At 45.6% G+C, this 11,807-nt stretch carries 10 protein-coding genes; 8 read left to right on the top strand and 2 right to left on the bottom strand.

The window, feature by feature from the left end:
• From AC9UH7_RS02015 to AC9UH7_RS02005, 3 genes are all read left to right on the top strand, one after another.
• On the top strand, positions 1-4,863 hold a 4,863-nt coding region (locus AC9UH7_RS02015), incomplete at its 5' end, for a beta strand repeat-containing protein (RefSeq protein WP_509594372.1).
• A 48-nt stretch (positions 4,864-4,911) separates the two neighbouring features.
• Complete coding sequence (locus AC9UH7_RS02010; RefSeq protein WP_509594369.1) at positions 4,912-6,165, top strand: hypothetical protein; 1,254 nt, start codon at positions 4,912-4,914, stop codon at positions 6,163-6,165.
• Positions 6,166-6,167: 2 nt separating this feature from the next.
• Complete coding sequence (locus AC9UH7_RS02005; protein ID WP_509594366.1) at positions 6,168-7,616, top strand: hypothetical protein; 1,449 nt, start codon at positions 6,168-6,170, stop codon at positions 7,614-7,616.
• Here the strand turns inward: AC9UH7_RS02005 and AC9UH7_RS02000 are convergent.
• Both AC9UH7_RS02000 and AC9UH7_RS01995 read right to left on the bottom strand, forming a co-directional pair.
• Positions 7,613-8,089 carry a GNAT family N-acetyltransferase gene (locus AC9UH7_RS02000; RefSeq protein WP_509594364.1) on the bottom strand — a complete coding sequence of 159 codons (477 nt, stop codon included), beginning with the start codon at positions 8,087-8,089 and terminating at the stop codon, positions 7,613-7,615. The two genes, AC9UH7_RS02005 and AC9UH7_RS02000, sit on opposite strands and share 4 nt — an antisense overlap.
• Before the next feature lie 2 nt (positions 8,090-8,091).
• A complete protein-coding gene (locus tag AC9UH7_RS01995; RefSeq protein WP_509594361.1) occupies positions 8,092-8,772 on the bottom strand; it encodes a winged helix-turn-helix transcriptional regulator in 681 nt (226 codons plus the stop codon).
• Between the two features lie 17 nt (positions 8,773-8,789).
• Here AC9UH7_RS01995 and AC9UH7_RS01990 point away from each other — a divergent pair, with 17 nt between their 5' ends.
• The 5 genes from AC9UH7_RS01990 (at position 8,790) to AC9UH7_RS01970 (ending at position 11,797) form a co-directional block, all read left to right on the top strand.
• A complete protein-coding gene (locus AC9UH7_RS01990) occupies positions 8,790-9,197 on the top strand; it encodes a thioredoxin family protein (protein WP_509594358.1) in 408 nt (135 codons plus the stop codon).
• A 170-nt stretch (positions 9,198-9,367) separates the two neighbouring features.
• A complete protein-coding gene (locus tag AC9UH7_RS01985; protein ID WP_509594356.1) occupies positions 9,368-9,811 on the top strand; it encodes a DUF4395 domain-containing protein in 444 nt (147 codons plus the stop codon).
• 15 nt (positions 9,812-9,826) lie between these two features.
• The gene (locus AC9UH7_RS01980) at positions 9,827-10,237 is read left to right on the top strand and encodes a Fur family transcriptional regulator (protein WP_509594353.1); all 411 of its coding nucleotides are present in this window, start codon (positions 9,827-9,829) and stop codon (positions 10,235-10,237) included.
• Positions 10,238-10,252: 15 nt separating this feature from the next.
• Positions 10,253-11,152, top strand: a complete 900-nt coding sequence (gene ygfZ, locus AC9UH7_RS01975; RefSeq protein WP_509594351.1) for a CAF17-like 4Fe-4S cluster assembly/insertion protein YgfZ — start codon at positions 10,253-10,255, stop codon at positions 11,150-11,152.
• A gap of 144 nt (positions 11,153-11,296) precedes the next feature.
• Positions 11,297-11,797, top strand: a complete 501-nt coding sequence (locus AC9UH7_RS01970; protein WP_509569228.1) for a heme-binding beta-barrel domain-containing protein — start codon at positions 11,297-11,299, stop codon at positions 11,795-11,797.
• The last annotated feature ends 10 nt before the right edge of the window (positions 11,798-11,807 follow it).

Here is an 11,807-nt window from a genome sequence, read left to right as displayed (position 1 = left end):
GATGGCACGGTTAACACCGCTGCAAGTATTTCAGCAGCACCAACCGCGCCCACTCGCACTGGGTACACACTTTCTGGTTGGTCAGCAACTGACGGCGGAACTGTAGTTACATTCCCATATGCACATGGTCAGACTGCCAATTTCACTCTGTATGCAAAGTGGATAGCGCTTACAACTAATGCGATTACTTACAACAATCAAAGTGCAACTACTGCGCAAGTGGGTGGTTCAACGACCTATACAACTGATGCTGCTATTGCAACGATTCCGACTACAGCGCCACTAAGAGTTGGTTACACCTTTGCGGGATGGTTCACGGACCCATCAGCTGGAACCCAAGTTACAAACGGAACTTACACTCCTGCTTCACCATATGGATCAATTACTTTGTATGCACAATGGACAGCAAACTCTCTGACAGTCACATATAACTCTAAAGGTGGAACAACCGTAAGTAACGGTTCAGTAAATACCGCAGCAAGTATTTCTTCAGCACCAACAGCGCCAACACGTGCTGGATACACATTTACTGCTTGGTCAGCAACTGATGGTGGAACAGCAATCACCTTCCCTTATGCACATGGTCAGACTGCTAATTTCACCTTGTATGCATTATGGACAGCTGGATCATTAGTTGTTACATACAATTCACAAGGCGGTAGCGCAGTTTCAAATGGCACAGCTGCCACAGGTGCGAGTATTTCATCAGCACCAACTGCTCCAACAAGGACTGGCTACACATTCGATGGGTGGTCCGCAACCGAAACTGGGACTGTTGTAACTTTCCCTTTCGCGCATGGTCAGACAACTAACTTTACTTTGTATGCTCGGTGGTCATTGAGAGTTTATTCAGTTGCCTTTAACGCAAACAGTGGAACCGGAACAATGGGTAATCAATCATTTACTCATGGGGTCACAACAAGCCTCAATGCAAATCTCTATTCACGCGCAAATTATGTATTCCATCGTTGGGCGACTGCAGCTGATGGAACGGGTACTACTTATAACAACTTTGCCCAGGCCGCTTTGACTGCTGAAACCACTTTGTATGCGCAGTGGACGGCAAATACATATGTTGTAACTTTCAATTACAACGGCGGAGATGGCGGAGACTCAACTGCAACCGCTAGCTATACAACTGCGGGCACAGCGATCACGCTTCCAGTTCCTACAAAAACTGGATTCACCTTTGCAGGGTGGCACTCTGATGCGGGTCTGACAACCGCGATTGGTTCTGGCGGCGGCAGTGGAAGCTACTCACCGACAGGGGCCACACTTTCACTTAATGCCTACGCAAAGTGGACAGCAATAAATTACACATTCACTTACAACTCCAACTCCGCCGATAGCGGAACTGTTCCTACAGAGACTTCCAAGCAGATCACACAAACTGCAACAGTAAAGGCAAATACAGGTTCTTTGGCACTGGCTGGGTACACCTTTAGTGGATGGAACACAGCAAGTGACGGAACGGGAACCAACTATCTTTCAGGATCACTCTTCACAGTTGGTTCATCCAATGTAACTTTGTATGCAAAGTGGAGCGCTAATACATACACCATCACATACAACACCAATGGTGGAACAGGGAATGCGCAGCGAAGTTCGACAAATGTTAGCTCCGATACTTATACAACTGGTGGTTCATCGGTTGTCTTCCCAGGGATCGGAACCTTAGAACGTATCGGATTTACATTCGGTGGGTGGAACACTTCTGCAGCCGGAACTGGAACAAATTATTCTGCAGCAAATACATACACAACAGTTTCAAATGTAATCTTCTATGCAAAATGGAATCCAGTTACTTACACAATTACTTACAATGGAAACACAAGCAATGGAGGATCTGCACCTACTGCTGGTGGATACACAACGGGACAAGCTTCACCTTATGAAGTCCTAGCAAATACATTTACTAAGACATCAAATGTATTTGGAGGATGGAACACTGCTGCTGATGGAACAGGAACCAGTTACTCACCTAATTCTTCAATTACCACATTGGCTAACATTGTTCTTTACGCAACTTGGATTCCGCAGTTCACATTGCACTATGCGATAAACGGTGGCACAGTCACTTCAGGTTCATTGCCAAGCGATACTCTTCATAACTCAGGTGCCTCTGTTGGGCCTATATTTGGCTCTGTTTCACGTACCGGTTACACATTTGCTGGCTGGGCTAATGGTTCAGCAACAATTTTAGGTGGCAGCAACTTCACAATTCTTGAGGATTCCGTTTTGACTGCAAAGTGGAACCCAATTAACTACACAATTTCTTATAACTCAGATGGCGGCACAGAAGCTCCTGCAACAAGCACAAAACAAATTGGACAGAGCTTCATTGTTGAAGCAGCTGTTAGCAAACCTGGCTATACCTTCACCGGCTGGTCAAATGGCTCGACAGTTGTGGGCGCAGATGCTGTAGTTGTCATGGGTTCTGCAAACATTGCTTACACCGCACAATGGGTTGCCAGGGTATTTACCGTTTCATACGACTGGAATGGTGGGCGTGGAACTGCGGAAGCAGATGTCAATTACACATTTGGAACTACTGCAATCACCTTGCCATTAGTTGGCGACAGAGTAAAAGACGGATACACATTTGCTGGCTGGTCTGAAAGCGTTTCTGGAAGTTTGTTAAGTGCAACATATATTCCTTCTCGGTCACGAACACTGTATGCCATATGGACATTAGGTAGTTTCACCGTTACTTACAACCTAAGTGGTGGAACTCTTGCAAATGCCGCTGTTGCGGTTCAAAACGGCAGCTCTACAGTTTTACCTCTTCCAACTCGCGCAAACTTTGTGTTTGATGGCTGGCATACTGCAACTGCTGGCGGCAGTTCCCTTGGCTCTCATGGAACTTCTTTTACACCAACTGCTTCACAGACGGTTTACGCCCGATGGATTCAGTCTTCCCTGTATGGAATCACTGACTCGCTGACTCGAATTGGCTCCGTCGTTACTGTGGCCAACGTTGGAAATACATTCTCGGGCGCTAATTCAAGCAGTTCGGTTGCAGTATCAGTGCCAGAGAATGCATTGCCAGCTGGCACCACGATTAACTTCGATATGGTCGGAAATTCCTCACGAGCAACAGGGCTTTTGCCAAATGTTACCTACTTGATTTCTATTGCTATTTCATGGATCGCAGGCGATGGCACCGTCCCAGATACCGCTTCTGGCAAGCCGATTTCAGTCACAATCTCTAATGCAACAATAAAAACTGGCGCTACTGCATACGCCATCGTCAACAACGTTTCTACATTGCTAGGTACGGCGACTCAAGATGGCACGATCACTATTGATTTGACTTCAGATCCAGAAATTGTCATTGCTGCGGTTAGGCCTAGTGCTCCATTAAATGTCACAGCCACAGCAAATGGAAATCAACAATCAGTAATTTCGTGGAGCACCCCAGCCTCAAATGGTGGATCCGAGATCACTAATTACACAGTGACTTCAAATACAAATGCAACCTGCACGACATCGGCGACAAGTTGCACGATTTCTGGCCTTGCTAATGGAACTGGATACACATTTACAGTAACTGCCGCAAACAGCGTGGGGACTTCAGTTGCATCTTCTTCTGCATCCGCAACGACCGCTGCAGTTTATTCAGTAGCATTCAATTCAAGGGGTGGTACTTCTGTTTCAAGCGGAAGTTTCTTAACAGCATCATCAGTAAATGAACCAACGGCTCCAACCAGATCTGGTTACACATTTGTCGGTTGGTCAGCAACTGACGGTGGAAGTGTGATCACCTTCCCTTATGCACCCGGAGTCACGAGTAACATCACACTATTTGCGCGCTGGGCTGCCCTTGATAACGCAGTTACCTTTGACTCCAAGGGTGGTTCATCAGTCACAAATACAGTATTTGCAAGTGGTGGAACATTGGCAGCTCCTGTAACACCGACCAGAAGTGGATTCACCTTTGCAGGTTGGTCAGCAACTGACGGTGGAAGTGCGATTAGCTTCCCTTATGCACCAGGAGTTGTAACTCCAATTACTTTGTACGCAAAGTGGACGCCTGTAGTTTCCATTGTCGTTAACACCACCACCGTTATCGCACCCGTCACCGTCACTGGCGCTAAAGAAGTGAAGATTTCAACTGCTGGAGTCTTTACTCCGATAAGCGCATCAGACCTAAGGCCGCTTGGTGTCAAGATTGATGAGAATAGCAAGGAATTTATTGCCGAAGTTAAGGTCATCGAAGGCAAACTTGTTTTGACTCCAGTCACAGGCTTTAGTGGCAAGAAGATTGTTACTGCCACTATTACCGAAAACGGAATTGATCGAATTATTCAGATTCCACTCACGGTGCTGCCTGAAAACGTAACTAAGCCAGTTCTGACTCCGGTTTCATCAAGTAAGTCAACAATTCGCTGGGTTGCATCACCAAATGCCACTGCCTATACGGTCTATTTGAGTGGCAAAAAAGTTTGTTCAACTCCAACAACAAGCTGTTCTGTTGCAAGAGTATTGGGACCTAATGCTGTTATCGAAGTTGTTTCTAACGGCGGAGATAGCACTGTTAGCCAAAGAGTAGATGCAGATTTCAAGTTGAATGGTCCACTCTTGGTCACTCGTGTTGTGAGCGCAACTAAAACTAAGGCTGTTTTAAGTTCAGTCGATACAACAGCCTTGTATAAGGTGATTCCCCTTGTTAAATCTCAAGGTTTTAAAACAATCGTTATTTCTAAGATAACTACAACCAAGAAGACTGAAGCCTTGGCGGCTGCACGTATCGCGGCAATTAAGAAGTTCATTAGCGAAAAATCAGGTGTTAAAGACATTAACTTTGAGATCGTTCCTGCCACCTCGAATACTTACTTCAACAACATCTACGTAAAGGGCTAATTACAGGCGTTTAGGGCCTTTTCTCCCTTTTTCCTGTACATTTCTAGAATGCGCAAAGCACTTGCCACTATAGCGATTCTGGCTCTCACCTTTACTTCACTTCAAACAACAACGGCCGCAACGGTAAAGCCTGGTGCAAAATGCAGCAAAGCTGGGGCAATTTCAACTGTCAAGGGCATTAAATATACCTGTATAAAAAGCGGCAAAAAACTTGTGTGGAACAAAGGTGTTGCAGTGGTTAAACCAACGCCAACACCAACTCCAACGCCTTCCCCAACGCCAACACCAACTCCAACACCAACTCCAACACCAACTCCAACGCCAACACCAACGCCAACACCAACGCCAACACCAACGCCAACTCCAACGGTGCCCCCAATAGTTATCCCTAAAACATTTGACGAGTTATACGGGAATCCAGAAGGCATTGCACTTGCAGCGTGGACTTCAACAAATGAAAAGATCAAGAAGTCAGAAGCCGTGGCAGTAAGGCAAGACATTTTTGTTGGACCAAATACAACTATTCCTAATGCAAATGTAAAGGCAATTTTTGAAAATGCAACCAGGATCTTCGCTGGCTTTGCACAACCACAAAGCTTTTATGCAATTTATTATCGTTTTCAAGATAAAGATTGGGCTAAAGCGAAATTTGGCGAATTGAATATGTCTTATCTTGCAGGACAAATCGATGGATCTTGTGGTTCGCTTCAACGGTGCAACGGTGCAAGTGCAGGAAAAGTCTCCGGCACCGTTGGGTTTTCCCAATACGGAGTTACTGAACCAGGCGGTCAAACAGACACTTACCATCTAGAAGGTGGCCTTGAAATACATGAGTACACCCACATTGCTCAAGCAATGCAGTTCATTGGAAAGCCAAAAGATGACCAGAACTTCAATTATTTACCACGGTGGTTTATTGAGGGTCATGCGCACATAGCCGGAAATACAGGTGCGGCAAAAAGCATTGAGGAGTACACCAAGTTTCGTGCTGATTGGTTACGCACCAGCCCTAACGAAGAAATCAAGAGCTTTGAACCGGTCGATATAGAGCGTTTTTACGCTGCTCTAATGCCGGGCAAATACAACAATGAGATGTTTGGCTATGTCTACACAATTGGATATATCACGATGGAGTGTTTGGTCGCCCTTAAGGGCATTGACTCACCTACGCAGCTAATTGTTGAGGTCTCAAACGGACTAACTTTCGAAGAAGCATTTCTAAAGGTGTATGGAATTAGCTGGAAAGATGCTTCACCAATTCTTGCTAAAACAGTCTCTCAGATCTTTTTGACTCGCAAATAGTTATGGGAAAGAATTTCGTAATCCGCATTGTGATTGGGGCATTTCTTGTCTCACTCTTATCCTCACCACCTGGCCACACTGCAGTTAAATCTGGTGCTGTTTGTAAAAAGGTTGGGTCAACAGCGATCGCGGGTGGCAAGAAATACACCTGTATAAAAAGCGGTAAGAAACTTGTTTGGAATAAAGGTGTAACTCTTCCAAAGCCAACTCCAACGGCTACCCCATCACCAACGGCTACTCCTTCACCAACATCAACGCCATCGCCGACTGCTACCCCAACTCCAACATCAACGCCATCGCCGACTGCTACCCCAACCCCAACCCCAACCATTGCCGATAACTTCGTTCAGGTTGCTTCTGATGTTTCTGAATGTAAGTTGAATGAGAATAGAAATTTGACTGGTGCGGGCAGTAAAGGCTTTCCTTTGCGCAGCACTCTCTCGCCTTTAGGGAAAATGAAAATTGCGATTATTCCAGTTGACTTTGCCAACGCATCAGGTGTGGGCAATCCAGGAGAGATGTTTGCAGATGACCTTGTTCTAATAAAGGACTGGGCAGATTATTTTGGCCGCGGGAAAATGCAGTATGAGGTTGACCTTGTTTCCCCAGATTGGGTGCGGGCACCTCGTGGGGCTGAATGGTATGCCTGTGTTGAATGTCGAAAGGGAGCTACCTCAGAGAAGCAGTCTCAAACAGCTGGCGCACAAGAGATTATCAATTTGGTTGATGGGAAATATGACTTTACTGGCGTCCAGTTCATCTACTTTGTTTTCCCTACAGAGGCCGAGTCAAAGTATGGAACATCGCTAATTTTAAGAGGCGGAACTTTCACAACAAAGGTCGGCCGCCAAATCTTTTCTACATATGGTGAAATGGGAGGAGGTGCATTCCCAACAGATCGAACGAAAATTTGGGATCACTTGATTCATGAAATTCTTCATTACCAAGGCTTTATTGGGCATGGACCAATTAATGGCTCTGACTTAAATATCATGACACAACAATGGGGTGCATCAAAGGCAGTAACCTCTTGGGAATCTTTCCTTGTGGGCTGGTTTGGTAAAGATGAGGTTGTTTGCATTGATAAGAATGCAATCAAGGAACCGGTTTATGTCACTATGAGTTCACTTGATGATTATGGGAAAGAACCTCAATCTGTCATGGTCAAATTAAGTGCCGATGAGCTTTTAATTATTGAAAAACGAACCAATGGCAAATTCTCCAATTTTAGTAATTCCAGGGAATTTCGAAACCTTAATGGTTTTACTGCTTACTATGTAAATGTAAACATGGAAAGTTACAGAAATGACATGGATCAAAATTCGGAAGAGAAAAACTTTTGGAGATATATTCGCGAAAACGGCAAGATTACGATTACAAAAGGGATTGAATTTCAGGGAGTAACTATTTCACCGCAAGGAAATAACCAAATCAAAATTACAAAAAATTAATTAAACCCTAATGATCCATATAGCTTTAAGCCCTTTTCATTATCGGCATCAACATACAAGATTGCGTGCTTGAGCCCTTTACTTACAAGGTAATTAATCGCCTCGACAGATAAGGCCCGGGCAATACCTTTTCCCGCGTGATCCGGGTGAGTTCCAACCACATAAAGCTCACCAACAGGATCTTGATTGATTAGGTCCTGATGGATCTTGGTCCAGACAAATCCCTCGATGGCTCCATTTTCTGTCGCAAGAAAGAATCCGTTGGCATCAAACCAGGGTTCGGCGATGCGATTATCAAGATCTTGCATGGCCCAGTTACCTTGATCTGCATGGTGGGCAAAGATGTGATTGTTGAGTTCTAACCACTGTTCTTTATGAATAGCTGGATTAAAGGTTTCAATTGTGTAGTCGTGCTCTGCTTGTGGCAGGGAATCAGCGTTGAGGTCGCGATGTAGCTTAAGTATGTGACGCATTTTTATGCATCAACAGTAAAGCGATAACCAACATTTCGAACTGTTCCAATAATCGCTTCAAACTCAGGACCTAGCTTTGAGCGCAGGCGGCGGATGTGAACATCTACTGTGCGAGTTCCACCGAAGTAGTCATATCCCCAAATTTCTTGCAACAACTGAGCACGCGTAAAGACGCGCCCAGGATGCTGTGCTAGATATTTCAGTAGTTCAAACTCTTTAAAGGTTAAATCCAAAACACTTCCCTTAAGGCGAGCTGTGTAAGTGGACTCGTCAATTACTACTTCACCACTTCTAATTTCTCCACTGTGAGGATCTGCTGCGACCATTTCAATCGCATGCTTGCCAAGTGCGATGCGAATGCGGGCATCTACTTCGGCAGGTCCTGCAGAATCAAGAATGACATCATCAATTCCCCAGTCAGCGTTAACTGCCGTTAATCCACCTTCAGTTGTGATTGCAATAACGGGGCATCCAACACCTGTTGCATAGATTAGCTTTGTTAAGGACTTAACAGTTGGCAGGTCGCGACGAGCATCAATCAATAAGACATCAATATCAGGGGCATCGACCAAGACGCTTACTTCGGCAGGCAAGATGCGAACTTGATGCTGCAGCAAACCAAGTGCTGGAAGCACTTCTGCGCTGGCACCAAGAGTGTTCGTAAGTAGAAGAACTCTCGCCATTGGTACAGACTACCCCTGTGAAATCTCTCCTTCCAATCGTGATCGTCCTGGCCCTAGCAACTGCATACGGGCTTTGGTATCAGCGTTCTCGCGGCAAGGTTGTCGTTAGGTCAGATAAGGGCTTAATCACTCAAAGCATGATCGGGGTGGAGTTGGGCGCACGAGCCACCTTGGTGCAGTTCTCATCTGCCTTCTGTAGTCCGTGCCGGGCAACTAGAGCATTACTAGAAGATGTAACGGCCGATATGGCTGATGTGGTCCACGTTGATATCGATGCTGAAGCTAATCTTGAACTGGTGCGCCAACTAGATATCCGCAGTACTCCAACAACATTATTCCTGGACCGTAACGGCCACGAAGTAGGCCGGGCCATGGGTGCACCTAAGCGGGATCAGGTTTTAGGGGCAATTTCAGCTATTCGTTAATGCAAATAAGTTGCAACTCGCATTAATGCTGCAAGCACTTTACTCTTACTACATGTTGTTAGCAGCTACTAAGCGCCGCGTAATTGATTACGGCCGTATGACTGCTTCCTTGTGTATTGGCTAATTGTTTCTTCATTTAACAATTAACCCACCAACGACAAGGAAAAGAAATGACACAAAATTTAGATTCGAAAAAGAAGACAACAACTATAGATGCACGTGGCCCGCGATTTGGTGCCGTTATTACAACAGTGGTTTTGGCAACAGCATTAGCAACAAATAATCTTTGGGTGATTGCTGCGCAAGCTTTTGTTTTTGCAATCGGTGCAATTAAGGGACCACAGTTCACCCCGTATGCATTTATCTACAAGAAAATTGTGAAGCCACGACTCAAGGGTGAAACACCAACTGAGGATATTCGCCCACCACAGTTTGCACAAAGCGTTGGATTGCTCTTTGCATTGACAGCCATTGTTGGAATAACCACCGGCATAAACACCATCTTTATCGTGGCAGTGGCCTTCGCATTAGCGGCGGCGTTCTTAAATGCTGCCTTTAACTTCTGCTTAGGCTGCGAGATCTACCTTCTCCTACTTCGCGCCCGTAGCAAGTAAGGGTAGGGTTTAGGCATGGCCGGAAAACATGAGCTCCATGAAAAAGGTTTGCGCTTAACACCACAGCGCGAGTTAGTACTAGGTGCTGTGCGCTCACTAGGGCACGCAACGCCTGAAGAGGTTGCGGAAAAGGTTCGCCAAACTCATCCTGGAATCAACCTTTCAACTGTGTATCGAAATCTTGAAACCCTTGAAAATGTTGGACTTGTCCAGCACACCCACCTTGGTCATGGTGGAGCTACCTATCACGCTGCTGAAGAGTTAACTCACTTGCACTTAGTGTGTGGAACATGTGGATCTGTGGGCGATGCTCCAATTGAAGTAGCAGCAAACTTTGTAAATGCATTGGCCGATGATTACGGCTTTAAAACAGATGTCACACACTTTGCTGTGTATGGCACCTGTGCTGCATGCGTTAAACCATAGGACTACTCTTAGCGCATGAGCGCCGTGCTGGTTGAAGCTGGTCCCGATAAAGGGGCTGTTTGGCATTTTGGAGAACCAGTAAAAGAACAACGCGCGCTAGAAGCTGGAACTGCCTGGGCAGACTTATCCCATCACAATATTGTTGCTGTTAGTGGTGCAGATCGTTTGAAGTGGCTGCATGACTTAACAACACAATTTGTGAGTGATCTCCAGCCAGGTGTTTGGATGCCGAACATGATTCTGGATGCCCGTGGCCACATTGAATATCAATTCAATCTAGTTGATGACGGAACCGCAACCTTTCTAGTTCTAGATCCAGGTTATTCAGAACAACTCATTGAGTACTTAACAAAGATGAAGTTCATGCTTCGAGTTGATGTTAAAGATGTAAGCAATGAATACGCAGTCTTGCGAGCACCTGGAGCGCTCACACCGATTGGTGGGCCATTTGCTTTAGTGCCTCGCGATGAATTGGAATCGATGAAGAAAACTTTTGGTGGTGTTGCAACTCAGGTTGGCACATGGGCACTGGATGCGGAAAGAGTTGCTGCGCACCGCCCTCGTATTGGTTTTGAGACTGACCACAAATCAATTCCTAATGAAATTGGCGTGTTAAATGGCGCTGTTCATATGAAAAAGGGTTGCTACCGAGGACAAGAAACTGTCGCCAAGATATATAACTTGGGTAATCCACCAAGGCGATTAGTGATGTTGCATCTTGATGGCAGCGATGTTGGCTTTCCGGCTGTTGGTACAAAGATTGAAAATGAGGGTGTAGTTGTTGGATTTATTGGGACAGTTGCCCGCCACCATGAATTAGGAACAATTGCATTGGCGATCGTGAAGAGAAATACGCCAATTGATGCAACGCTAAGCGTTGATGGAGTTCCTGCAGCACAACAAGTAATTGTTTAACCGCTATTCTTAGGCCATGGAGTTGATCACATCGATAATCCTCGGCCTTGTTGCGATCGCATTAGGTGTGGTTCTCATTATTTTTGCATTTAAGGGTCGCCAATCACAGGCGCGACGGACAAGTAACTGGAGGCAACGTTCCTAATGGTTTTCACAATCCCTGAAGGTTTGCATCCAGATTTGAATCCACTTGCATGGATGGTTGGCACATGGCGCGGGAAGGGTCGCGGTGAGTACCCAACAATCCCCGGCTTTGAATTTGCATCAGAGGTTGTCTTTAACCACGATGGACGTAACTTTCTTAACTACTTTTCACGTTCTTGGATCATTGATGCCGAGGGCGAAATTGTTCGCCCGGCCGCATCTGAGGTCGGTTTTTGGCGTGTAAAGCCCAACAATGTTCTAGAAGTTTTGATTTCACACAGCACTGGCATTACCGAAGGCTGGGTTGGAACCTTTGATGGTCCAAAGATTCAATTGGTAATGGATCAAGGGTATTCAGCACCATCTGCAAAGATTGTTACAGCAGGTGTGCGTTTGTACGGACTTGTTGCAGGTGAATTGTTTTATGCCTATGACATGGCTGCTGAAGGCCAAGAACTACAAGCTCACGTTTGGTCTTCACTAGAGCGTCAATCAGAATAAGTGTGGAACA

Origin of the sequence: Candidatus Planktophila sp. (genome assembly GCF_044348745.1) — a bacterium.
Classification (GTDB): domain Bacteria; phylum Actinomycetota; class Actinomycetes; order Nanopelagicales; family Nanopelagicaceae; genus Planktophila.
This window is presented reverse-complemented; position numbering and strand designations above follow the sequence as displayed.